This is a genomic window from Streptomyces sp. NPDC002825, from assembly GCF_040295385.1.
In the GTDB taxonomy this organism is placed as follows: domain Bacteria; phylum Actinomycetota; class Actinomycetes; order Streptomycetales; family Streptomycetaceae; genus Streptomyces.
The window spans coordinates 20,938-43,974 of sequence record NZ_JBEOVH010000030.1 but is presented as its reverse complement, the minus strand read 5'-3'; the positions used below and the strand labels follow the sequence as shown (position 1 = coordinate 43,974).

26 protein-coding genes are annotated in these 23,037 nt (G+C 72.6%); 6 read left to right on the top strand and 20 right to left on the bottom strand.

Annotation, left to right across the window (positions count from 1 at the left end; all coding sequences use genetic code 11):
• Nucleotides 1–36 precede the first annotated feature (36 nt).
• The 10 genes from ABT041_RS30455 to ABT041_RS30410 form a co-directional block, all read right to left on the bottom strand.
• Nucleotides 37–966 carry a PDR/VanB family oxidoreductase gene (locus ABT041_RS30455; RefSeq protein ID WP_351190474.1) on the bottom strand — a complete coding sequence of 310 codons (930 nt, stop codon included), beginning with the start codon at nt 964–966 and terminating at the stop codon, nt 37–39.
• A 4-nt stretch (nt 967–970) separates the two neighbouring features.
• On the bottom strand, nt 971–2,422 hold the full coding sequence (locus ABT041_RS30450; protein WP_351190472.1) for a purine-cytosine permease family protein: 1,452 nt from the start codon (nt 2,420–2,422) through the stop codon (nt 971–973).
• Nucleotides 2,419–2,730 (bottom strand): Rieske (2Fe-2S) protein, encoded by a 312-nt coding sequence (locus ABT041_RS30445; protein WP_351190470.1) that lies wholly within the window; start codon nt 2,728–2,730, stop codon nt 2,419–2,421. The genes ABT041_RS30450 and ABT041_RS30445 overlap by 4 nt, the downstream gene beginning before the upstream one ends.
• Nucleotides 2,727–3,608 carry an iron-containing redox enzyme family protein gene (locus ABT041_RS30440; protein WP_351190468.1) on the bottom strand — a complete coding sequence of 294 codons (882 nt, stop codon included), beginning with the start codon at nt 3,606–3,608 and terminating at the stop codon, nt 2,727–2,729. Before ABT041_RS30440 ends, ABT041_RS30445 begins: the two co-directional genes overlap by 4 nt.
• Entirely contained in the window at nt 3,605–4,411 is an 807-nt protein-coding gene (locus ABT041_RS30435) for a dihydrodipicolinate synthase family protein (protein ID WP_351190466.1), read from the bottom strand. The genes ABT041_RS30440 and ABT041_RS30435 overlap by 4 nt, the downstream gene beginning before the upstream one ends.
• 25 nt (nt 4,412–4,436) lie before the next feature.
• Nucleotides 4,437–4,976 carry a DUF6190 family protein gene (locus ABT041_RS30430; protein ID WP_351190464.1) on the bottom strand — a complete coding sequence of 180 codons (540 nt, stop codon included), beginning with the start codon at nt 4,974–4,976 and terminating at the stop codon, nt 4,437–4,439.
• Nucleotides 4,966–6,144: an aminotransferase class I/II-fold pyridoxal phosphate-dependent enzyme gene (locus ABT041_RS30425; RefSeq protein WP_351190462.1), complete on the bottom strand. Its 1,179-nt coding sequence runs from the start codon at nt 6,142–6,144 to the stop codon at nt 4,966–4,968. The genes ABT041_RS30430 and ABT041_RS30425 overlap by 11 nt, the downstream gene beginning before the upstream one ends.
• A 219-nt stretch (nt 6,145–6,363) precedes the next feature.
• Nucleotides 6,364–7,065, bottom strand: a complete 702-nt coding sequence (locus ABT041_RS30420; RefSeq protein ID WP_351190460.1) for a DsbA family oxidoreductase — start codon at nt 7,063–7,065, stop codon at nt 6,364–6,366.
• A gap of 37 nt (nt 7,066–7,102) precedes the next feature.
• Nucleotides 7,103–7,903, bottom strand: a complete 801-nt coding sequence (locus ABT041_RS30415) for an MBL fold metallo-hydrolase (RefSeq protein WP_351190458.1) — start codon at nt 7,901–7,903, stop codon at nt 7,103–7,105.
• Nucleotides 7,904–7,977: 74 nt separating this feature from the next.
• Complete coding sequence (locus ABT041_RS30410) at nt 7,978–8,916, bottom strand: DMT family transporter (RefSeq protein WP_030691204.1); 939 nt, start codon at nt 8,914–8,916, stop codon at nt 7,978–7,980.
• A 122-nt stretch (nt 8,917–9,038) separates the two neighbouring features.
• On the opposite strand from ABT041_RS30410, the gene ABT041_RS30405 reads away from it, so the two are divergent.
• Entirely contained in the window at nt 9,039–9,707 is a 669-nt protein-coding gene (locus ABT041_RS30405) for a TetR/AcrR family transcriptional regulator (protein WP_351190456.1), read from the top strand.
• On the opposite strand, the gene ABT041_RS30400 is transcribed toward ABT041_RS30405, so the two are convergent.
• From ABT041_RS30400 to ABT041_RS30385, 4 genes are all read right to left on the bottom strand, one after another.
• A complete protein-coding gene (locus ABT041_RS30400) occupies nt 9,690–10,454 on the bottom strand; it encodes a TetR family transcriptional regulator (protein WP_351190454.1) in 765 nt (254 codons plus the stop codon). The genes ABT041_RS30405 and ABT041_RS30400 overlap by 18 nt on opposite strands.
• A 213-nt stretch (nt 10,455–10,667) precedes the next feature.
• Complete coding sequence (locus tag ABT041_RS30395) at nt 10,668–11,582, bottom strand: DMT family transporter (RefSeq protein ID WP_351190452.1); 915 nt, start codon at nt 11,580–11,582, stop codon at nt 10,668–10,670.
• A 123-nt stretch (nt 11,583–11,705) separates the two neighbouring features.
• Nucleotides 11,706–12,401: an ArsR/SmtB family transcription factor gene (locus ABT041_RS30390; RefSeq protein WP_351190450.1), complete on the bottom strand. Its 696-nt coding sequence runs from the start codon at nt 12,399–12,401 to the stop codon at nt 11,706–11,708.
• 18 nt (nt 12,402–12,419) lie between these two features.
• Entirely contained in the window at nt 12,420–13,094 is a 675-nt protein-coding gene (locus ABT041_RS30385) for a TetR/AcrR family transcriptional regulator (protein ID WP_351190448.1), read from the bottom strand.
• Nucleotides 13,095–13,164: 70 nt separating this feature from the next.
• On the opposite strand from ABT041_RS30385, the gene ABT041_RS30380 reads away from it, so the two are divergent.
• The 3 genes from ABT041_RS30380 (at nt 13,165) to ABT041_RS30370 (ending at nt 15,372) form a co-directional block, all read left to right on the top strand.
• Nucleotides 13,165–14,316, top strand: a complete 1,152-nt coding sequence (locus tag ABT041_RS30380; RefSeq protein ID WP_351190446.1) for an acyl-CoA dehydrogenase family protein — start codon at nt 13,165–13,167, stop codon at nt 14,314–14,316.
• A 61-nt stretch (nt 14,317–14,377) separates the two neighbouring features.
• Nucleotides 14,378–14,668, top strand: a complete 291-nt coding sequence (locus ABT041_RS30375) for a YiaA/YiaB family inner membrane protein (RefSeq protein WP_351190444.1) — start codon at nt 14,378–14,380, stop codon at nt 14,666–14,668.
• A gap of 77 nt (nt 14,669–14,745) precedes the next feature.
• The gene (locus ABT041_RS30370) at nt 14,746–15,372 is read left to right on the top strand and encodes a TetR/AcrR family transcriptional regulator (protein WP_351190442.1); all 627 of its coding nucleotides are present in this window, start codon (nt 14,746–14,748) and stop codon (nt 15,370–15,372) included.
• On the opposite strand, the gene ABT041_RS30365 is transcribed toward ABT041_RS30370, so the two are convergent.
• Nucleotides 15,363–15,824, bottom strand: a complete 462-nt coding sequence (locus ABT041_RS30365; protein WP_351190440.1) for a MaoC family dehydratase — start codon at nt 15,822–15,824, stop codon at nt 15,363–15,365. The genes ABT041_RS30370 and ABT041_RS30365 overlap by 10 nt on opposite strands.
• Before the next feature lie 119 nt (nt 15,825–15,943).
• On the opposite strand from ABT041_RS30365, the gene soxR reads away from it, so the two are divergent.
• Entirely contained in the window at nt 15,944–16,423 is a 480-nt protein-coding gene (soxR, locus tag ABT041_RS30360; RefSeq protein ID WP_351190438.1) for a redox-sensitive transcriptional activator SoxR, read from the top strand.
• On the opposite strand, the gene ABT041_RS30355 is transcribed toward soxR, so the two are convergent.
• The 5 genes from ABT041_RS30355 to ABT041_RS30335 all read right to left on the bottom strand — a co-directional run bounded on the left by ABT041_RS30355 (nt 16,424) and on the right by ABT041_RS30335 (nt 22,040).
• On the bottom strand, nt 16,424–17,224 hold the full coding sequence (locus ABT041_RS30355) for a 3-keto-5-aminohexanoate cleavage protein (RefSeq protein ID WP_351190584.1): 801 nt from the start codon (nt 17,222–17,224) through the stop codon (nt 16,424–16,426). It abuts the gene before it with no gap.
• Between the two features lie 14 nt (nt 17,225–17,238).
• Nucleotides 17,239–17,853: a hypothetical protein gene (locus ABT041_RS30350; RefSeq protein WP_351190436.1), complete on the bottom strand. Its 615-nt coding sequence runs from the start codon at nt 17,851–17,853 to the stop codon at nt 17,239–17,241.
• Nucleotides 17,854–17,999: 146 nt separating this feature from the next.
• Nucleotides 18,000–19,247: an alpha/beta hydrolase family protein gene (locus ABT041_RS30345; protein WP_351190582.1), complete on the bottom strand. Its 1,248-nt coding sequence runs from the start codon at nt 19,245–19,247 to the stop codon at nt 18,000–18,002.
• A 127-nt stretch (nt 19,248–19,374) separates the two neighbouring features.
• Entirely contained in the window at nt 19,375–20,718 is a 1,344-nt protein-coding gene (locus ABT041_RS30340; RefSeq protein ID WP_351190434.1) for an erythromycin esterase family protein, read from the bottom strand.
• A 74-nt stretch (nt 20,719–20,792) separates the two neighbouring features.
• Nucleotides 20,793–22,040, bottom strand: a complete 1,248-nt coding sequence (locus ABT041_RS30335) for an exo-beta-N-acetylmuramidase NamZ family protein (protein ID WP_351190432.1) — start codon at nt 22,038–22,040, stop codon at nt 20,793–20,795.
• A 154-nt stretch (nt 22,041–22,194) separates the two neighbouring features.
• Here ABT041_RS30335 and ABT041_RS30330 point away from each other — a divergent pair, with 154 nt between their 5' ends.
• Nucleotides 22,195–22,977 carry an SDR family oxidoreductase gene (locus tag ABT041_RS30330; RefSeq protein WP_351190430.1) on the top strand — a complete coding sequence of 261 codons (783 nt, stop codon included), beginning with the start codon at nt 22,195–22,197 and terminating at the stop codon, nt 22,975–22,977.
• Nucleotides 22,978–23,037: the final 60 nt, after the last annotated feature.

Sequence of the window (23,037 nt, the reverse complement as noted above, 5' to 3'; positions counted from 1 at the left end):
GTACCGGCGAGGCATGCCGGTACGGGCTTGCGCACGTCACAGATCCAGGACGAGACGCGTGCCGCGCGAGCGCCCCACGCAGATCATCATCGTCGTCCCCGAGGCCTTCTCGTCCTCGCCGAGGACGGAGTCGTGGTGCTCGGGCGTCCCGGCGATCACCTTCGTCTCACAGGTGCCGCACCAGCCCTCCTCACAGGAGTACGCGACACCCGGCACCACCTCCCGGACGGTGTCGAGCAGGCTCCGCCCGGCCTCCACGCGCAGCACCCGCCCGGTCCGCCGGAGCTCGACCTCGAAACCGCCCTCGCCGGGCGACTCCCCGACAGCCTCCGCCGCCCCGAACCGCTCCACATGCAGCGGTCCGTCCCACCGCTCCTGCACCGCCCGCAGCAGCCCCTCGGGGCCGCAGCAGTACACGGCCGTCCCGGCGGGCTGTCCGGCCAGGACGGCGTCCAGGTCGGGCAGCCCCTCCGTGTCCTGCGGGACGAGCGTGACCCCCGGGAGCGCGGAGAGCTCCTCGCGGTACGCCATGGAGGCCAGGCTGCGCCCGCCGTACAGCAGCGACCACGAGCCCGTGGGCAGGGAGCGGACCATCGGAAGCAGCGGGGTGATGCCGATGCCGCCCGCGACGAAGAGATACCGCTCGGCGGGCACCAGCGGGAACCGGTTGAGCGGGCCCCGCACCCCCAGCACCGTGCCCTCGCCGACCGCGGTGTGGAGCTCCTCGGAGCCTCCCCGGCCCGCCGGTTCGCGCAGCACCCCGATCCGGTACGTGCCGCGGTCCGCCGGGTCGCCGCAGAGCGAGTAGTGCCGGACCGTCCCGGACGGCAGCGTCACCTCCAGGTGCGCGCCGGGCTCCCAGGGCGGGAGTTCGGCGCCCGTGGGATCCGCCAGGAGCAGCCCCCGTACGCCCTCGGCCTCCTCGACGACCGACCGGACCGTCAGCCGACCCGTGGGCACAGACATGGCATCACCTCGAAGCTCGTGACGGCGGAAGCAGCGGCTCGGGCCAGACCCGGCACAGCGCCGCGTACAGCACGGCGGCGACCACGAAGGACGCCGGCAGGCTCAGGTCCACCCCGGCCGTGAGACCCGTCAAAGGGCCCGTGTACAGCGGGTTGTTGACCCACAGGACGCCCACGACGGAGCCGACCGCGAAGGCCGCGACCGCTCTCGGGTTGACCCCGCCCGCGTACCAGTACCGACCGCCGCCGCCCGTGGCGAACGCCCGCAGCGCCTCCGCGTCGTACCGGCCCCGGTGGAACACGTACCCGACGGAGAGCACCGCCGCCCACGGGGCCACGACCGTGAGCAGCAGCGTCACGAAGGCCGACATGGCGTCCATGGCGTCGTAGACCACCGCCCCCAGGTACAGCACGGCCGCCGCGAGCAGCGCGACCACGGTGGTCACGGCGGCCCGCGAGGAGCGCCAGAACACCGAGTTGGCGGAGAGCCCGGCCGCGTACAGACAGAGCCCGGCCTGCGGCAGGGTGCCCGCGAAGCCGAAGACGACCACCGCCACCGCGAACCAGCCCGGCACCGCGTCCGTCAGGCCCTGCAGCCACGGCTCGTCGGGCACGGGGAACAGCGTCGTCACGTACGCGCCGGTGAGCAGCGCCGCGAGACTGCTGAGGAACATCGAGATGCCGCTCGCCCGCACGACCCGGCCGGTGGGGGTGGTGGCCGGCATGTAGCGGGTGTAGTCGCCCTGGAACGTGGCGTACGACAGGGGCACGGTCGCGGACGCGGTCGCCGCGAGCAGCCAGGTGTGCAGGGTGCTGTCGAGGGCGAGGGGCCCACCGGCGTACCCCGCGTCGAACCGCGGGGCGAGCACGAGGGCGGTGCCGAGCAGGACCGCCCCGCCGGTGACCGCGGTGATCCGGTACGTGCGGACCAGCGTCTCGTGGCCCCGCACGGCGACCAGCGCGACCGCCGCCGCCGTCACGAACATCGCGACGGTCAGCGCGCCGGGACCCGTCGGCGTGGACAGCAGCCGGTGCCCCGCGACCATCACGGCCGTGCCGCCCGTCCACACCGCGATCGCGAAGAAGCCGAGCGCCGTCACCACCGTGATGAGGTTGCCGACGACCCTGCCCCGCACGCCGAAGTGCGCCCCGCTCGCCACCGGGTCGTTGGTGCCGGTGCGGACGCCGAACCGGGCGAGCGGCGCGAGCAGCGCCGTCCCGACCGCGACGCCGGCCGCGATCGCGCTCGCCGAGGCCCACCAGCCCAGACCGAAGACCACGGGCAGCGCGCCCAGCACCACCGTGCCGAACGAGAACTGCGCGGAGGGCCAGATCCAGCCGAAGTCGCCCGGCGTCGAGGTGCGCTCGGCCTCCGGCACCGGCGCGATGCCGTCGTGGTCGACCGCCGCACGGGGCGGCGTCACGGTGGACGCCGCCCCGGTCGGTGTGGTGGTCATGAGGCGCCCCCGGCGAAATCCTCGGGACCGTCCTGCCCGGGCAGCACGTCGACCACCCGGAGGGCGGCGCAGGCCGCCCCCGAGGTGCGCTCGCCGCTGGTCAGGTCGAAGGTCGTGTGGTGCAGGGGGCAGGTGATCCGCAGCCTGTCCCCGTCGACCCTGCCGTACTTGAGCCGGCCCCCGCGGTGGGGGCAGACGGCGGCCGCGAGGACCTTGCGGCCGCCGACCTCGACCAGGACCAGGTCCTCGGTCACCTGGCGGACGACGGGCTCGCCGGAGCCCCGCCGCCCGGCGGGCACGGCCGTCATGCGACGGTCTCCCGCGCCCGCGCGATCGCCGTCTCCTGGGCCTCGCCGACGATGTCGGAGGCCAGCCGCACACCCGCCCAGATCTTCGCGAAGTCCGGCTCTTCGAGCGCGCGGATCGCCGTCCGCATGTGGTTGCTGTGGTACGAGTCGATGTACAGGTGCTCGGTGTAGTAGGCGTCGTGGACGATCCCGAGCCGGCGCGCCGCGCGGGCGAAGCTCTGGAAGGCGTACAGGACGCTGGTCTCGAAGTAGGCGTAGGCCCCCAGGAAGTACTGCGGGGACGGAGCCCGGCTCGCCAGCCAGTGGAACATGTTGACGTACGCGTAGCACTCCGGCGACGTGTCGTCGAGGTAGTCGTCGAGGTCCAGGCTCATGCCGAGCTCGGTGAGCAGGTCCCGGTAGAGCTGGGAGTGCGCCTGCTCTTCGTTGCCGCAGCCGAGTTCGTCGATGAGGACCCGGAAGACCGCCATCGCCGAGCGGTACGGCAGCCGGGGGACGACCGGGAGCAGCGACTCGGACTCGGTGAGCCCGTCGAGCGCGAACTCCCGCACGATCACCTTGAACTGGTCGAGCGTGGCGTGTTCGGCGAGGAAGGTCGCGCTCTCGGGGAGCGCGGCCTCCTCCTCGGCGAGGAACTCCTTGAGCGCCTGGAGCAGTTCGCCGGCCGAGCCGAAGTTCGGCGCGGAGGCCTCGTAGGCGCGTGCCTTCGGCAGGATCCACCGCTCCTCGATCGCGGTCATCGAGCCGTAGTCGCCGAGGTTGGGCACCCGCCGGTAGAGGGCGTGGAGTTCGCGCTGGGCGGTCGCGGCCGGGGCCGCGATCGAGTGCGCGGCCACCGGGACGGAGGAGGCGGTGGGGGAGGCGGGGGTGGTGCTCATGCCGCCTTCGCCTCCTCGTGGGTGGTGGGGGAGCTGATCACGCCGCGCTGGTGGAGTTCCTTCTTGACCCAGCGGTACCAGTCGTCCTTGAAGACGCCGTACTTCTCGCAGACGGTGTTGATCTCGGCCTGGCGGTCCGGGGTCGGGTCGACGAGCATCGCGTTGCACAGACCCGGTTCGAGGTTGGCCAGCGGGCCGATGAAGCCCTGGATGCCACGGGCGTCGACGAGGAGGTTCTCCCAGCCCTCGAAGACCGGGATGCCGGTGCCGGCCTCGGCCATCCGGCGGGTGAAGGCGGCGTCGCCGCTCGATTCCTTGATGCCGACGATCCCGGGGATCTCCTTGCAGATCCGGATCAGGGTCTCGAACTCGATGCGATTGCCCGACAGCGCCTCCTCGTTGTAGAGGAAGATCGGTATGTCGAGGGCCGCGCGGATCGCCCGGTAGTGCTCGACGATCTGGTCCTGCGTCACGTCGGCGCCGAAGGGCGTGGTGACGACGACGGCGTCGGCGCCGATCTCGGCGGCCGTGCGGGCCCGGTCGACCACCGAGGCGGTGTCGGGGAGCTGGATCCCGGCGAGCACCGGCAGGCCGCCGGCGTGCTTGACGGTGTACGTGACGACGTCCTGCCACTGCCGGGCGTCGAGCTTCCAGCCCTCGCCGGAGGTCAGGGCCGGCATGAGGCCCGTGACCTCGGCCCGGATGTGGTCGAGGAGCCGGACGACGCTCTGCTCGTCGACGGTGCCGTGCTCGTCGAGGGGGGTGATCAGCGGGACGACGGTCCCGGAGTAGGTGTCAGGCATGAGTGGAGTGCCCTTCGGAATGTGTTCAGAGGGTGTCGGAGTCGACCGTCAGCACCAGCGAGCGCCGGTAGAGGTCCTCCAGGTACGCGGGGAACGAGGGCTCCGCGCCGGCGCCGAGCGGGACGACGGGCAGACCGTCGGCCGCCTTGAGCAGCCGGGGGCTCGCCGTGTGCAGCACGCCCCCTCGGCCGATGACCTGGGCGAGCAGCAGGCGCTCGTGCGCGGGCAGTCCGTCGAGCGCCGGGTCGGTGAAGGCGCGCCGGACGTCGGCCTCGTCGTACGGGATCCGGTCGATGGCCAGGTCGGTGTGGAGGACGTCCATGAACGGGTAGTAGTCGTCCTGGACGCCCCGCTCGTATCCCCACACGAGGTCGTCGCAGCGGCCGACCTGCTCCCAGTTCATGACGACCCGGCCGGCCTCCCCGGCGGCGAGCCGGGCCGCGAAGAAGGACTTGGCGGCGACGCGGACGGTGTCGTCCTTGCTGTGCATGCCCATGAAGAGGGTGGCGTCGATGAACACCGTGGGGGCGTGCTCGACGGCCTCGGGGGCGGCGTCAGCCGGCATAGCGCTCGAGCACCTTCCGCATCCGCTCCATCGCGCCGGCGAACACCTCGGGCTCGCGGGCCAGGGCGAGGCGGACGAAGCGCTCGCCCTTCTCCTTGGTGTTCCAGTAGAAGAAGGTGCCGGGCAGGACGTACACCTCCTCGTCGAAGAGGACGGCCTGGAGCTGGGTGGCGGTCAGGTTCTCGTCCGTGATGCGGAACCAGGCGACGCTGGTGCCGACGACCGGCTCCTGGAACTCCAGGATGGTGCCGCTGAGGGCGGCGCGGGCGGCCTCGCCGTTGGTCCTGATGATGTCGCGGACCGAGGCGAAGCCGTCCTCGATGGAGTCCTCGACGTACTGCGTGACCATGTTGAGGACGAAGGGCGACACGTTCAGGAGGACGCTGGTGTGGAGGTTGTAGACCTCCTCCTGGATGTCCCGGCTGGCGGTGATCATGGCGCACTTGGCGTCCTGGATCGGCCAGGTCTTGCCGGTGTCCTCCATGACCATGTAGGTGACGCCGGACTCCTCCAGGAGCTTGTAGATGTCGACGCGGCCGATGCCCTCGTCGCACAGCGCGAAGGAGGCGAAGCAGAAGTCCATCACCAGGACCTTGTCGTGGTCCACGCAGTAGCGCACGACCTCGGCGAAGCCCTCCAGCTTCTCGGCGAGCAGGGTGAACCCGGTCGGGTTGTTGGGGTCGACCAGGTAGATCGCGTCCGCGTCGATCGACTCGGCCAGGCGCTCGTAGATGGTGTCCTTGTCGTGCAGCACCGACTCGTCGACGGGTCCGAGCGGCACCTGCATGTTGCGCAGCAGGTCGACCAGGTTGTCGAAGCAGGGCTCCACCAGCTGCACGGACATGCCGCGCTGCTTGAGGAACATGCCGGCCACCATCGTGGAGACGCTGGCCGAGTACGAAAGGAGCGTGCGGTCCATCGCCCGGGCGGTGGGCTGCTGGTGCAGGCGGAAGAAGGCGTCGATGAACTGGCGCTCGAAGTGGGCCTGCTGCTTCGACTCGGACTCGTGCCAGAGCTCGGGAAGCCGCGAGACGATCCGCTCCTGCGAGGCGGACTGACGCTGGTGGGTGTGGGCGTCGGCCAGGTTGAACCGGGTCTTCAGGGCCTCGATCTCGTGCTGCGTGAGGTCGACGAAGGTGCTGACGTCTGCCTTGTCGGTCAACGACATGAAGAACTCCTGATGTCGATACGAAACCCGTCCGGAATTCCGGCGGCGCAATCGACTGTAGGAGGTTCGAGCGGCCTTGCGAATAACGGCCGGGTCACGCAATTAATAATCACCGCGATGTTCTGCGGAAGGAAAAAGGGAACGACGGCCAGGCATTCCTCGAATAGGAATGCCTGACCGTCGTTCCTTTTATGCGGCCGCTTTCGGCGGCTTGTCGGACTATTCGGTGGCGGCCCGCAGCAGGATGTCCTCGTACACCTTCGGGTCGTCCGAGGCGATGACCGGCCAGCCGATGCCGTACGAGCCCTCCCAGCCCACGTCGATGCCGGGGTTGGCGTGGTCGGAGCCGTCGGGCAGGAACAGGTGGGGGCTGCAGTTCACGCGGTCGCTCTTCGACAGCGCCGCCTGGTCGGCCAGGGACCGGCGGGCACGCCCGTCGTCCAGCGCCTCGGTGAGGGCGTCGACGTCGACGGCGCCCGTCTCCGCGGCCACGTCCAGGATCACCTTGCGGTGGCTGATGCAGCGGGACTCGGCCCAGAAGGCCCGGCGGAGCCCCAGGTCGAGCTGCTCGGAGGCGTTCAGGCTCTGCTCCTTCGCGGCGAGCACCGCCTCCAGGGCGGGCAGCGTCGTCGAGGGGTACAGCCAGTCCTTGGCCTGCCACAGCTGCCAGCCGGCGGCCGGCTCCAGGCTGGCCATCCGGGCGACCTCGCTGTCCGTGCCGGGGCGCGGGCTCGGGGCGTCGTTCAGGAGTTCCAGGGGGAAGGCGCGCAGGTCGAAGGAGACCTGCTCCTCCAGGCCGAGGCGGGCCCGGGTGGTGTGCAGCCGGTGGATGGCGATGTGCGCGAAGGAACACCAGATGTCGGAGAAGACGGTGACGACTCCGCGCGGCGGGGTCAGATCGGCGGTGGTCGGGTCGGACATGGTTCTCCTCGGTTCGGGGGCGCGGGCCGGAGGGTGCTCAGCCGGCGGTGGACTCGTGGGCGTCCAGTGCCGCCTCGAGGTCGAGGTCGGCGCCGGGCAGCCAGGCGGGCAGGGACGGGATGCGGGCCATCGCGTCGAAGAGACGGGGTACGGCGGCCTCCTCGACGGTCGGCCCGTGCGCGCTGAGCAGCCGCGCGGGGCGCAGGGCGGCCAGCTCGTGCACGGGGCGGAGGAACTTCGCCTCGTCGACCAGGGCGGTCCACGGGGCGATAGCACGGTTCAGTACCTCGAAGCCGTGGAAGAATTCCTCCTCGGAAAGCTCGGTGAAGTCCTGGCGAATTTCTTCGACGACGGTGCCGAAGCTGTCGGAGCTGTAGAGCGTGCCATCGGAATGGTCGAACACGGCGAGGGTGCCGGGTGAATCGAAGGTGGGTGGCCGGTGAAAACTCAGCTCGCGATCTCCGACTTTCACGCGACTTCCCGGGTTCGCGGTCACCACCCGATCCTGCGGAATGCTGAACTCTTCCGATATTCGCGTCACTGATATCGCGTTGGCGAGCACCTTCGCGTGCGGCGCCTCCGCCAGGATGCGGGCGAGGGAGCCCGTGTGGTCGCGGTCGTCGTGGGTGACGACGACCCAGCGCAGGTCGGCCGGGTCGATCAGCGACCAGAGGGAGTCCAGGAAGCCCTCACGGTCGACGGGCATGCCGGTGTCCACGAGGAGCGGCTGTCCGGACCGTACGAGGAAGGCGTTCACCGGCTGGTCGCCGAGACCGGGGATGGGCAGGGCCGAGGGGAGGACGTGGATGTCCGGCCCGGCGGTGTAGGACGTCTTCACGAGCAGCCTTTCATGAGGCACCGAGCGGGCCGGGGGGTCCCCCGGGCGGGGCCCGGGGGAGGCGCCGGCCCCGGTCAGACGAGCTGGATGGTCAGGGAGCCGGCGATCAGCAGGGCGAGGCCCAGGGCGCGCGGCTTGGTCAGGGAGCGCTGCGGGAGCTTGAACAGGCCCTTGTGGTCGATCAGCGCCGAGGTCAGCTGCTGGCCGGTCACGGTCAGGGCGATGGTCACGGCCGCGCCGATGGTGGGGATGAGCAGGAAGGTGCCGGTGACGTACGCGGCGGCGCAGGCGCCACCGAGCCAGCCCCACCAGGGCATCTTCTTCAGCGGGGCGATCTTGGGCTTCGGGGTCTTGCGGGTCGCGTAGAGCACGAGCAGGACGACGGCGATGGTGAAGGTCGCCACGGCGAAGCTGATCACGGCGACGGTGATGGGCTCCTTGAGCTGGGCGCGCAGCTGGGCGTTGACCGCGCCCTGCACCGGCAGCACACCGCCCGCGACGATGCCGAGGGCGAGCCAGCCGATGCGGCCGGCGCTCGACATCTTGGGGGCGCCGGGAGGGGCCGCGGCCTTCATGCCCCGGATGATCACGACGATGCCCGCGAGGACGGCGAGGGCGCCGAGGACGATGCCGACGCTCAGGTCCTTCTGCTTCAGGCCGAGGAGGCCGAAGAGGTCGAGGGCGAGCGAGGCGAACATCTGGCCGGTGACGAAGAGTCCGACGGCGGCGAGGGCGCCGAGCCGTGGGAACAGCAGGATGCCGCTGGTGATGTAGAGCGGGCTGGCCAGACCACCGAGGAGCTGCCAGGGCTCCACGTCGGGCAGCTTGCCGAGCGCGCCGAGCGCGCCGGCCGCCACCGCGAGCACGACGAGCAGGGTGGTCGCGACGCCGAGCTGGATGGTGGAGGCGCCGTACGGGGTGCCGACGGCCGAGTTGAGCTGGAGGTTCACCGAGGCCTGGACGGCCAGGAGGCAGCCGACCAGCAGGGCCGCGGCGAGGAGCGCGGTGTGCATCTGGATCTCCCTGGGGCGGGATGGCGAGCGGATAAGTGGACACTGAGTCCGTTTAGCATGCCACGGAAGATGGCAAACGGACAAGGTGTCCACTTAGCCCCGGGGGAAGTAAGGTCTGATCCATGAGCGAGGAAGAGCAGCGAGGTCGGGGAGCCGCCTCCGTGCACCGGGTCGGCGGACTCCTCGGTGATCTTCAGGCCGCGGACGAGCAGCCGGTCGCGCCGCGCAGACGCGCGGACGCGGAGCGCAACCGTGCCCAGATCCTGACCGCGGCCGAGCGGCTCTTCGCCGAGCAGGACCCGCGGTCGGTCACCATGGACCGGATCGCCAAGGCCGCGGGCGTGGGCCGCGCCACGCTCTACCGGAGCTTCCCCGATCCGTCCTCGGTCGCCGTGGCGCTGCTCGACGAGCACGAGCGCCGGCTGCAGGGGCAGCTCATCTACGGGCCGCCGCCGCTGGGCCCCGGCGCGCCGGCGGGGGAGCGGCTCGCCGCGTTCTACCTCGCGATGCTGGATCTGCTCGAACGGCATCTGCCGCTGGCCCTGGGGGCGGAGACCGGCCCCGCGCGGTTCCGGACGGGCGCCTACGGCTTCTGGCGCGTCCACGTCCGGACGCTGCTGGTCGACCACGGGGTCGAGGACCCCGACCCCCTGATCGACATCGCGCTCAGTCCGCTGTCGCCCGAGCTCTTCCAGTTCCAGCGGCATCAACTCGGGCTGTCGGCCGAGCGCATCGGGCGTTCACTGACGGCGTTCGCCCGTCAGCTGCTGGAGTCAGGAGGCGGTCGCTGACCGCCCCTTCGAGGTCGTCTTCGGCGCGGGCGTCGAGATCGCCTGCGAGGCCGCCTGTGACGTCGTCCGGGCCGTCTGCGCGGACGGGTGCACGAGCCCCGGCAGGATCAACTCCCAGATGCGGCCCAGCCGTTCCTCGGCCGGCTGGTGCAGGCGGGCCGGGGGGTACGGGCCGGCCGGGTTGTGCTCGGCGGGCGCGGGCCAGAGCTCGTCGGCCGGCGCGCTCGGGACGCGCATCTCCAGCTCCACGCCGGTGATCACGTAACCGATCAGCGCCGCGACGGCCGTCGCGTCCACGCCGGGCCGCAGGGCCTTCTCCGCCGCCGCGAACCGCGCGAGCCGGCCCACCTCGCGCCGCCAGGGGCACTCCTGCCCGGGCCCGGGGTCCGTCGACTGCAGCTCGCGGGCGAGCCGTTCACCGGCGCGCGCCATGGAGTCGGTCTCGAAGAGCCGGATGAGCGCATGGGTGGTGATGACCAGCTTGTCGATGGCGGTGCCGCCGACGCCGTCCATGGATAAGCACGCCGACTCGACCGTGACCCGGGTGACCGCGCGGGCCCGCCCGCGCACCGCGGTCGCCAGGTCCGACTTGGTCGCGAAGTGGAAGACCAGGGCGCCGGTCGTCACCCGGGCCTCTCCGGCGATCCGGGCCAGGGAGGCCCGTTCGTAGCCCACTCTGTCGAAGACTCGCGCGGCTGACGACAGGATCTCCTGTCTCGTCCGTTCCGCCCGCTGCTGAATCGCCATAGCTCCCCCGTGGGCTTGCGAGAAGGGGCCGGAGCGGTCTGTTCCGGCCCGCGCCTGTGACCGACTCGAAACTATCCGGCCGAGGGGCGGCGAAACGTGTCTTCTTGTTCGTCAGGCCGGAACTGGGGCTTGACGTCCGTCTTCCCCCCAGGTCGCGGGCGCCCGTCCCGCACGGATCGCCCGCGAACTGACCGGAACCGGGGGTATGCCCTGTCAGGTGGATTCAGCCGTTCCGGCGGTCACGGAAGCCCGCGCCCGGGAGCGGGATACGGCCACGCCCGCGAGGCACAGCGCACCCCCGCCGAGCGTGAGCAGGCCCGGCAGTTCACCCAGGAACACCCACGCGAGGATCACGACGAGGGCGGGCACGGCGTACGTGGTGGCGCCCATCCGTCCCGCGGTCGTACGGGCCAGGGCGTAGGCCCAGGTCGTGAACGCGAGCGCCGTCGGGAACACGCCCAGGTAGACCATGTTCAGGGTCGCCGACAGCGGCGCCCGCCCCGCCTCCTCGACCAGCTGCCCCGCGAACGGCAGACAGACCGCCGCCCCCACCAGGCACCCGAAGGCCGTCACCTGGAGCGCGCTGCCGTGCGCGAGCGCCGGCTTCTGGGCGACGACCCCGCCCGCGTACGCCATCGCCGCGAGCAGGCAGAGGACCACCCCGAGCACCGAGGCGTGCCCGCCGGAGCCGCCGCCGGACATCGACAGGCCGACGGTCACCGCCCCCGCGAAGGAGACCGCCATGCCGGCGAGCAGCCGGGGCGGCAGCGACTCCTTGAGGAACCGCGCGCCGAGCAGGGCGATCAGGACCGGCCCTATGTTCACGACCATCGCCGCCGTGCCCGCGTCGACCTCCTGCTCGCCCCAGTTCAGGACCACCATGTACACCCCGAACCAGAGCAGACCCGAGACCAGGATCCCCGGCCAGGCCGCCCGCGGCGGCAGCCCCTCGCGCCGCACCAGGAGCACGGCCCCGAGGACCAGCGACCCGGCGAGCAGCCGGCCGAGCGCGAGCGCGCCGGGGGAGTAGGCCGCCCCGGCGCTGCGGATGGAGACGAAGGCGGAGGCCCACAGGACGACGGTGACACCGGCGGCGGCGAGCGCGAGCCGGGAGGATTGCTTCTGCATGCCCCGACCGTAGGGCGCGAACCCTTCGGCGCTCACCGCAATATCGCGGGGTGGGGACGGGGACGAGTCAGGGACTTCCACCGCAGGACGCCAAAGAATGCCGGGGCATTCCCCGAAAAACCCTTACCGCAGCGCCGCCGCCGCGATGCCGAGCCCCGCCGCGAGGGCCGTCTCGCCCTCCGCCGTCACCTTCACCGCCCGCTCCGACCCGATCCGTACGCACCACCCGGCGTCGAGCGCGTGCCGGCACAGCGCGGCGCCCGCGATCCCCGCGAGGTGCGGGCGGCGCTCCGTCCAGTCGAGGCAGCCGCGCGCGACGGGCCGCCGCCCCTTCCGTACGAGGGCGATGCCCTGCTCGTCGAACCAGGCGAGGCCCCCGTCCGTGAGCGCGAACCCGGTGTCCTGGCGGAGCAGTCCGCGCTCCGTCATCGCCTCGGTGATCGCGATGCCGAGCCGTCCCGCGAGGTGGTCGTAGCAGGTCCGGCCGCGCGCCATCGCCTGCCCCGCGCTCGCGGCCCGCAGCGAGCGCGGCGGCACGGGCACCTCGGGCTCGGAGCGGGCGGCCAGGTCCTCGACGAGGTGCGCGATCCCGGGGTCCGCGAGGCGTACGTACCGGTGTCTGCCCTGCCGTTCCTCGGCGAGCACCCCGCCCGCGACGAGCTTGCCGAGGTGCTCGCTGGCGGTGGAGGGCGCCACCCCGGCGTGCCGGGCGAGCTCCCCGGCGGTCCAGGCCCGCCCGTCGAGCAGGGCGAGCAGGAAAGCGGCGCGGCTCTCGTCCGCGAAGAGCGCCGCGAGCGCGGCGAGATCACTGGCTGCCATACGGCAAGCCTGCCCCACTCACGCTTCGGCGCCGGCCGAACTGTGAGCAGTCCTCGCGGGGGTCGCCTCGTACTGGAGCCGCAGCCCGTCGAGCAGCGCCCGCAGGCCCGTCTCGAAGGCGCCCTCGTCGACCTTCTGGCGGTGTTCCGCGAGGAGGTGGGCCTGGCCGAGGTGGGGGTAGTCGGCCGGGTCGTAGGCCGTCTCGTCGTCGACGAAGCCGCGCGCGAAGGAGCCGAGGGCGGAGCCGGTGACGAAGTACCGCATCAGCGCGCCGATGGAGGTCGCCTGGGCCGGCGGCCAGCCCGCGCGGACCATCGCGCCGAAGACCGCGTCGGCGACCTTCAGGCCCGCCGGGCGGCGGCCGGGCCCCTGGGCGAGGACCGGGACGATGTGCGGGTGGTCGGCGAGGGCGGCGCGGTAGGAGACGGCCCAGTCGTGCAGCGCGGTCCGCCAGTCCCGGCCGTCGTCCTCCGCGAACATCGACAGGTCGATCTTCGCGCTCACCGCGTCCGCGACCGCGTCGAGGATCTCGTCCTTCGTCCGGAAGTGGTTGTAGAGCGAGGGTCCGCTCACCCCGAGTTCCGCGGCGAGCCGCCGGGTGGAGAGCGCGGCGAGCCCTTCCGCGTCCACGAGCGCGCTCGCCGTCTCGACGATGCGTTCTCGGCTGAGCAGGGGCTTGCGCGGTCGGGCCATGGCGCACATAGTAGGCCCGCGCACAGAAAACTAGCAGTGGTAATTAAATGGCCGAGTGGGGTGGCACCGCATGAATCTGGAACTGAGCGAGGAGCAGGAGGCCGTACGGCGGCTCGCCGAGGACTTCGTGGCACGCGAGGTCACCCCGCACGCGACCGCGTGGGACCGCGCCGAGGAGGTCGACCGGGGCATCGTCGAGAAGCTCGGCGCCGTCGGCTTCCTCGGGCTCACCATCCCGGAGGAGTACGGCGGGTCCGGCGGCGACCACCTCGCGTACTGCCTCGTCACCGAGGAGCTGGGGCGCGGGGACTCCTCCGTGCGCGGCATCGTCTCCGTCTCCCTCGGCCTGGTCGCCAAGACCATCGCCTCCTGGGGCAGCGAGGAGCAGAAGCGGGAGTGGCTGCCCCGGCTCGCGGCCGGCGAGGCGCTCGGCTGCTTCGGGCTGACCGAGCCCGGCACCGGCTCCGACGCGGGGAACCTGGCCACCCGCGCCGTGCGGGACGGCGACGCGTACGTCGTCAACGGCAGCAAGATGTTCATCACCAACGGCACCTGGGCCGACGTCGTCCTGCTCTTCGCCCGCACGAACGACACCCCCGGCCACAAGGGCGTCTCGGCCTTCCTCGTCCCCACCGACACCCCCGGCCTCACCCGCCGCCCCGTCCACGGCAAGCTCGGGCTGCGCGGTCAGGCCACCGCCGAACTGGTCCTCGAGGACGTCCGCGTCCCCGCCGCCGCCCTGCTCGGCCCCGAGGGCAAGGGCTTCGCCGTCGCCATGTCCGCCCTCGCCAAGGGGCGCATGTCGGTCGCCGCCGGCTGCGTCGGGATCGCCCAGGCCGCCCTCGACGCCGCCGTGCGGTACGCGGGGGAGCGCGAGCAGTTCGGAAAGCCCATCGCCTCGTACCAGCTGGTCCAGGAGCTCCTCAGCGACATCGCCGTCGACGTGGACGCCGCCCGGCTGCTCACCTGGCGGGTCGCCGACCTCGTCGACCGCGGCCAGGAGTTCGCCACCGCCGCCTCCCAGGCCAAGCTGTTCGCCTCCGAGGCCGCCGTCCGCGCCGCGAACAACGCCCTCCAGGTCTTCGGCGGCTACGGCTACATCGACGAGTACCCGGTCGGGAAGCTGGTCCGCGACGCCCGCGTCATGACCCTGTACGAGGGCACCAGCCAGATCCAGAAGCTCATCATCGGCCGGGCGCTGACAGGGGTCTCGGCCTTCTGAGTACCTCGCTGAGTACGCGGACGGATGTGGCGCCCGCCACATCCGTCCGATGCTGTGCGGCATGAGCGACACACCGGTCAAGCAGCAGAACACCGCCGCCTACTACATGCAGGCCGTCATCTCCTTCGGGATCGCGATCGCGGCCGTGGCCATCGGGATCTACCAGCTCGACGCCAGCGGCTGGGTGCGCGCCTTCCTCGCGATCTCCGTCCTCTACCTCACGACCTCGGCCTTCACCCTCGCCAAGGTCGTCCGCGACCGCCAGGAGGCCGGCCAGATCGTCAGCCGGGTCGACCAGGCCCGCCTGGAGAAGCTCCTGGCCGAGCACGATCCCTTCCAGAAGCTGGGATGAGCACCCGAAGGATCTAAGCGCTTGCTCACCCTCGTTGTATGGTGTTCGTCCTGACGGGGTCCGAGAAGGAGTGTGGGATGAGCGCGGCGGAGGAGACGCCCGGGGCCGAGGACATGCCCTGGGGCGAGGTCACGCCCGAGGCGGCCCGGCGGCTGCTCGTGGCCGCCGTCGAGGCGTTCGCCGAGCGCGGCTACCACGCCACCACCACCCGCGACATCGCGGGCCGCGCCGGCATGAGCCCCGCCGCGCTCTACATCCACTACAAGACCAAGGAAGAGCTGCTCCACCGGATCAGCCGCATCGGCCACGACAAGGCCCTGGAGATCCTCCGGGCCGCGGCCGACGGCGACGGCACCGCCGCCGAGCGGCTCGCCGACGCCGTGCGCTCCTTCGTCCGCTGGCACGCCGAGCGCCACACGACCGCGCGCGTCGTCCAGTACGAGCTCGACGCCCTCGGCCCCGAGCACCGCGCCGAGATCATCGAGCTGCGCCGCGAGTCCGACGCGACCGTGCGCCGCATGCTCGAAGAGGGCGCGGCGGCGGGCGAGTTCGACGTGCTCGACGTGTCCGGCACCGCGGTCGCCGTGCTCTCCCTCTGCATCGACGTCTCGCGCTGGTTCAACACCGAGGGCCGCCGGACGGCCGACGAGATCGGCGTGCTCTACGCCGACCTCGTCCTCCGGATGGTCGGCGCTCAGAAGTAGTAGCGGGAGACCGACTCGGCGACGCAGACCGGCTTCTCGGAGCCCTCGCGCTCCACGGTCACCGCCGCCGTCACCTGAACGCCGCCGCCCGCCTCCTCGACCTTCGTCAGGACGGCGGTGGCGCGCAGCCGCGAGCCCACCGGGACCGGAGCGGGGAAACGCACCTTCTCCGTCCCGTAGTTGAGGCCCATCTTCATGCCCTCGACCCGCAGGACCTGCGGGACGAACAGCGGCAGCAGCGACAGGGTCAGATAACCGTGCGCGATCGTCGAGCCGAACGGGCCGTCGGCGGCGCGCTCCGGGTCCACGTGGATCCACTGGTGGTCCCCGGTCGCCTCCGCGAAGAGGTCGATCCGCTTCTGGTCGATCTCCAGCCAGTCGCTGTGCCCCAGCTGCTCCCCGACCCCCGCGCGCAGCTCCTCGGCGGAGGTGAAGATCCTCGGCTCGGCCATGTTCCTCGTCCCTTCTGGTACGGCATACCCAATGGTCGGTATCCAAGCGCTTGCTCAGCATGTGGGGTGCGGGGGCCGCTGTCAACGGCCGCAGGCGGTGGACCAGTAGGGTTCGACGGGTGCCGCAGATTCCAGAGAAGATCCACGAACTCACCGTCGGCCAGCTCTCCGCCCGTAGCGGGGCCGCGGTCTCCGCCCTGCACTTCTACGAGGCGAAGGGCCTCATCAGCAGCCGCCGCACCAGCGGCAACCAGCGCCGCTACGGCCGCGACACGCTCCGCCGGGTCGCCTTCGTCCGCGCCGCGCAGCGGGTCGGCATCCCGCTGGCCACGATCCGGGAGGCACTGGCGCAGCTCCCCGAGGAGCGCACCCCGACGAACGAGGACTGGGCCCGGCTCTCCGGGGCCTGGCGCACCGAACTCGACGAGCGCATCAAGCAGCTCGGCCGGCTCCGCGACCATCTGACGGACTGCATCGGCTGCGGGTGTCTCTCCCTGGAGACCTGCGTGCTGTCCAACCCGGACGACCGCTTCGGCGAGCAGATGGCGGGCTCCCGCCTGCTCCCGGTCCGCCGCCCGGCGGAAGACGCCACCGACTAGTTACGCGAGGGCCGCCGCGACCAGTTCGGCGTTGGAGCGCGCCCGGGTGCCGTCCGGCAGGAACAGGGTGTCCTCCAGACCGATCCGCGCATGGAGGCCCAGGCGGCGGGCGAGCCCCAGCACCGGCCAGGCGCCGTCGTCCACGCCGTGCAGGAGGACGGGGACCCCGGGAGGCACGGCGAGCTCCGCGAGCAGGGCGCGGGCGGCGTCGAGGGGATCACCGTGAGGGCTCGTCACCTGCGAGAGGGGGTCGGGACCGGTGGCCCTCGCGACGAGGTCGGGGCTCGGGGCCTTCGGCTCGGGGCCGGTGGCCCTCGCGACGAGGTCGGGGCCGGTCACCTTCGCCAGGACCCGCTCCACCTCCCGCGCCAGCGGCGAGCCCGCGAACCCGTCAGGGCCCGCCGTGCCGGACCACAGCGCCGCCTCCACCCCGATCCCGCGCTCCAGCAGGGCCCTCGCCACCTCCTCCGCGCCCGGCTCGTGCCAGTCGACCGACACCAGACCGGGAAGCACCGTCCAGGAGCGGATCCGCTCGACCCGGCGGTCCGGGTCCGGCTCGGCGGACGCCGCCGTCGTGACCCGCACCCGAGTGTCCACCGTCGCCCCGATCGCCGTCAGGACCGGACCGAGCACCAGGGGCGAGAGCGACGTGCCCCCACACGGTGTGCGGGGATGCGCCCGCACCTCCCGGGCCCCCGCCGCCACCGACCGCGCCGCGGACTCCGCCAGGGACTCCGGCGTCATCGGCACGGCCGCCGAGTCCCCGGGCCCCCGCGAGCCGTTGAGACACACCTGGAGCACCGCGCGTGCGGCGCTCACGCCGCCGAGGCCAGCGGCCGGCGCCGGTCCCCGCGCGCCCGGGCCAGCGCCCCCGGGGTCAGCACCGCCCGCGGGACGCTCACCCCGCAGTCCCCGCAGACCGGACCGAGCCACGGCTCGTACGGGTCACCCGGCCCCGGCCACTCGATCCGTGGCCCCGCGCACACCGGGCACGCCTCGCCCGGCCCGCGCTCCAGGGCGCCGATCAGCCGCCGCAGCACCTCGGGCAGCGGGTCCGAGGGGTGCACCGCCGGGTCGCCGCAGCGGACCACGCCGTTGCCGCCCCAGACCCGCCGGTGCCAGTCGTCGAGCGCGCCGAGCCCGCGCAGCCCCTCGCTCTTCTCGCGCCGCCGCCGGGCGGCGAACCGCTCCTCGTACGCGAGCCACACGACCCGCGCCTCCTCCAGCTCGTCGAGCGCCGCGACGAGGCGCCCGGGGTCGAGCTCCCGGTCCTCGGGACCGAACCTGTGCCGACGGCACAGATGGTCCCAGGTCGCGCGGTGCCCGTAGGGCGCGAACCTCTCCAGGCACTTGCGCAGTGAGTATCTGCGCAGCGCCGTGTCGCACCCCGGATCGCGCACCTGTCTCGCGAGACTCCGGAAACCGGCCATCCCTCGCCACCTCCGCCGCTGGTCCTTCCGCGCTATCAGAGGGACGAACGGGAACCCCGCCGTGTTCCATCGAAATTCCGATGGCAGCCATCAACGGGGTGGAAGAGACGTCCGTCACCCGGCGGAACCAGCGCGTCCGGTGGGTTCTACCGGCCCGCCCGGGCCGCCGAGACCACGAGCCGGGCCAGTTCGGCACGGAGGATGTCGCTGTGCGAGCGGACCACCTCGGCCGCGTCCACACTCACGCATCCGGAGTCCGGCACCCCGTCGCGCAGGGCCTCCGCGAGGCTCAGCCGCACGGCCCCGGGCACGGCCTGGACGCCGTCGTGCCCGATCGCGCCCCAGCGCGGATCGTCCGCGCCGAGCAGCCCCGCCGTCGCTCCGGCCAGCGACTCGGAGTCGTTCGCGAGCCGGGACGCCAGCGGGTACATCACCCCGAGCGCCGAGTCGTGCCGCGAGTAGCAGGCCACCACCGGCCCCCGCACCCGGAGCTGGAGGTCCCGCAGTGAACCCGACCGCCCGGGGTCGTGCGGCAGGCGCGAGGCGAACGCGTAGTGCGAGAAGGCACCCTGAAGCAGGGTCACGGAGGCGACGGGCCGGGCCCCGCCGGGGAGTCCCCGCAGCGCGTACGCGACGAGCCGCGCGCCCATGCTGTGGCCCACGAGGTGGACCCGGAGCCCGGGGGCGGCGCGCGCGACCTCGCCGAGCAGCGGCCCGAGCCCGTGCTCGCCGACCTTCCCGGCCCGCTTCTTCATCACGTAGTACGTTGCCTGCCGCAGCGCCTCCTTGGCGCCCTTCCAGTACTTCTTCAGGCCCACGCCGAAGCTCTCCACCGGGACCCCGTCGGCGGATTCGACGGCCTCGGTGAACAGGGCGCACACCGCCACCGGGTCCGCGACCAGGAACTCCGGCACCGGTTCCACGACGGCCAGGGACTCCAGGGCCTCCGGCCCCACAGCCACGGACTCCGCGCGCACGGGCTCCACGCCCACGTCCGTCAGCTCCCGCAGCAGCGCCCCGAACTCCTCGAACGCCGCCTCCGACTCCGGCGCCGCGGCGAGGAGCTCCGTGAGCCGCGCGATGACCGGCTCCTTCTCCGGGAGCACCGTCACCAGGGCCCGGTAGTCGGGCACCGGCTCGTCCGTGAACATCATCGAGGGCCAGACGAGCCCCGCGTACCCCGCCTCCACCCCGGGCGCGAGCAGCCCGGGGAAGGGCGCGAAGAAGTCGGAGCAGAGCCGGGTGGCGCCGGACGGGGAGTTGTTCCACCCGTGCGCGAACACCACCAGGTCGCCGACGCCCTGCCGGGCGAGCGCGGCGAGTTCCGAGGCCTGCCCCGGTGGCCCGTCGCCGTCCTTGTCGAAGGTGATCTCCCGGTACGGCTCCACACTCATCCCGGTCACGGCCAGACCCGTCCCTCCACGTCGAGGGGGCCGCAGCGCCGAGTGCGCCCCGTGCGCGGGCGGCGGCTCCTCAGCAAGGATGCCCGCGCGCGGCCCCGTCCAGACCTCCGACGGAGAGTCAGCGCAGCCGCGCCGCCGAGACCCGGGGGAAGTGGATCAGCAGGTCGTACGCGGTGGAGAGCCGTACGGGCACGACGTCGCCCGGCCAGGGGTGCACCGTCCCGATCTGCCGGAACGGCCGGGGGGAGGCCAGCCAGTCGCGCGCCGCCGGAGTCGTACGCCCGAGGTCCAGATAGAAGGGGGCGGAGGCGACCCGGTCCAGGGTGTGGGCGCTGCTGTCGGGGCCGAGCGGGCCGACCGTGAAGGGGCGGAGCGGCTCGCCGGGGGCGCCGGTGTCGTGGGCGTTGAAGGAGCCCTGCCCGAAGGAGGTGCCCACGCTCACGTAGTCCCGGCCGAGGGCGTCCCGCAGGAACGCGCCCTGGAGCCGCGGGTACTGCTCCGGGTTCGGCGTCTCGTAGCCGACGTGCCCGTTGTGCGCGGAGAGCACCATCCGGTCGCCGGTCCGCCGCTGCCACCACACGGTGTTCTCGGCCATGACGCGGTCGCGGTAGAGCATCGCGGCGGCGAGCCCCTCCGGCGTCGCCAGGTCGTGGGCGTACTCGGTGCCGACCTGGGCGATCGCGCGCGCGTGCTGCACCGCCCACAGGTGCGCCTCCCGCGCCCCGGGACCCTTGCCCGGGCTCTGCCGCTCCAGGAGGGCGAGGGCGCGGTTCACCTCGCCGGCCATCCGCTGACGCTCTGCGCGCGGCCGCTCCATGTACCCCTTCATCCAGGCCTCCACCTCGCCGGTGGGCCGGGAGTCCCGGTACAGCTCGCGGAAGCGGGGGAGGAGTTCCGGCTGGACGCGGGCGACGTGGGAGGTGACGGTGTCGAAGAGGTTCGGTCCCGCGTAGCCGAGGTCGTTCCCCACGAAGCGCACCGGGCGATCGGGGTGAAGCCGGTTGTACCCCCGCATCCACCGGAAGAGGTCGAGGTACTCCTCGGTGTTCCACAGGCGGTACGACTCCTGGAACTCGTCGCGCATGATCGCCCGGATGTCGCCCCTGCCGGTGCGGACCCACTCGTCGACGAGGAGCCCGGTGGACCAGGGGGCCTCCAGGGCGAAGGCGGTGAAGCCCTTGGACTCCACGAGGTGGGCGAAGACCTGGTGCTTGGCCTCGAAGAACTCCGCCGAGCTGTGGGTGGCCTCACCGATGCCGACGACCTTGGCCGGGCCGATCATCCGGTCGAGGGGGCGCAGATCGGTCAGGGGCCGGGCGGAGCGGGCGAGTTCCCGCGCGGGATCGGGTGCGGGCGGGGCGGTGGCGGCGCCCGCCGCGGGAGCGAGGGCGCCCAGGCAGGCGGCGAGCAGGAGGCCGACGAGCGGCAGCCGGCGCGAACGGCGTCGTAAGGAGGGGTTCATGGGTCCAGCGTGGTCGGCGGGACGCCCGGGGGGACATCCCGCCCGCACCCGTCTCGTACGGGGGCCAACCCCCCTCAGCGGTACAGCAGATACTCCTCGCGCACCGCACGGAAGGCCGTCAGGTCCGTCTCCCACGCCCCGACGACCTCGTCGACACCCGCGCCGGCATCGATGAGGGTGCGCACCCGGGTCGAACCGGTCAGCTTGTCGATCCAGTTGTCCGCCCGCCAGGCGAAGCCGGACCAGGAGCTCCGTGCGGTGATCAGGAGCCCGATGCCCGTCCGTACCGGGTCGAAGGACTCCCGGTCGTCGACGTGCAGCTGCACTCCGCCGACCGTCTTCCCCTGGAACTTGGAGAAGGTCGGGGCGAAGTACGCCTCGCGGAACCGGACCCCGGGCAGACCGAGGGCGTTCGCCGCCTCCGCCCACCGCCGGTCGATCCCCTCGGCGCCGAGCAGTTCGAAGGGGCGGGTGGTGCCCCGGCCCTCGGAGAGGTTCGTGCCCTCGAAGAGGCAGGTGCCGGAGTAGACGAGCGCGGTCTCCGGCGTCGGCATGTTCGGGCTGGGCGGCACCCACGGCAACCCGGTCGCGTCGAAGAACTCCGCCCGCCGCCACCCCGTCGTCCGTACGGTCTCCAGGGCGACGGGCGCCGCCAGGAACTCGCCGTTGAACAGCGCGGCCAGCTCCGCCACCGTCATGCCGTGCGCCTGCGCGATCGGCTCCCGGCCGACGAAGGTCGCGAACGCCCGGTCCAGGACGGGCCCGAGCGCCACCCGCCCGGTCACCGGGTTCGGCCGGTCCAGGACGACGAACCGCTTCCCGGCGAGGGCGGCGGCCGCCATGCAGTCGTACAGCGTCCAGATGTACGTGTAGAACCGGGCGCCCACGTCCTGGATGTCGAAGACGACCGTGTCCACCCCGGAGGCGGTGAAGACGTCCGCGAGCGGCCGCCCGCTCTTCAGGTACGTGTCGTAGACGGGCAGTCCGGTCGCGGGGTCGTCGTACCGGCCCTCGGAGCCGCCCGCCTGCGCGGTGCCCCGGAAGCCGTGCTCGGGGCCGAAGACGGCGACCAGGTCCACCCGCTCGTCGGCGTGCATCACGTCCACGATGTGACGCGCGTCGGGCGTGATGCCGGTCGGGTTGGTGACGATGCCGACCCGCTCGCCCGCGAGGAGCGCGTACCCGTCGGCCGCGAGCCGCTCGAAGCCGGTCCGCACCCGGCCGTGGCCCCCGGCGGCGGACGCGGGGGTGGCGGCGCCGGCCGTCACCGCCCCGAGGGCGCCGCCCCCGGCGGCCAGCAGACTCCGTCGCGACAGGCTCATGCGGGTCCTCCTCGCAGTGACATGGGCACGCACGCTAGCGCTCCTGACCGCCCCGGGGAACGAGGCGTGCGGAACGGGTCTTCCGCCCGTCCATACCGACCGGTTAGTCTGTCCGGGTCCTGACAGCTGACCAGCACGGCCGAGAGGTGCGTCCATGACCGCGGACACGAACGGACTCCGGGACGCCGGCGTCGTCGTCACCGGAGCGGGCGGCGGCATCGGCGCCGCCCTCGCACGCCGCTTCGCCGCCGAGGGCGCCCGGGTCGTCGTCAACGACCTCGACCCCGGGCGCACCAAGGCCGTCGCCGAGGAGATCGGCGCCCTCGCCGTCCCCGGCGACGCCTCCGCCGTCGTCGACGCGGCCCGTGAGGCCCTCGGCGGCACCGTCGACATCTGGTGCGCCAACGCCGGACTCTCCTCGCCCGGCGACGCCTTCGCCGACGAGGACGTCTGGGCCGCCGCCTGGGACGTCAACGTCATGGCCCACGTCCGCGCGGCCCGCGCCCTCCTCCCGGACTGGCTGGAACGCGGCAGCGGCCGCTTCGTCTCCACCGTCTCCGCCGCCGGACTGCTCACCATGATCGGCGCCGCGCCGTACAGCGTCTCCAAGCACGGCGCCTACGCCTTCGCCGAATGGCTCTCCCTCACCTACCGCCACCGCGGCCTGAAGGTCCACGCGATCTGCCCCCAGGGCGTGCGTACGGACATGCTCACCGCCGCCGGATCCGCCGGCGAGCTCGTCCTCGCCCCCACGGCCATCGAGCCCGAGGCCGTCGCCGACGCCCTGCTCGACGCCATCGCGGCCGACCGCTTCCTCGTCCTGCCCCACCCCGAGGTCGCCGGCTACTACCGCAATCGCGCCACCGACCCCGAACGGTGGCTGACCACGATGAACCACGTCCAGCAGACCTGGGAGACGGACACCCGTCAGCCGTAGTCCCGGGCAGATGGGAAGATCTACGCACGGGAACGCGTTCCCGTGACCGAAAACGATCAG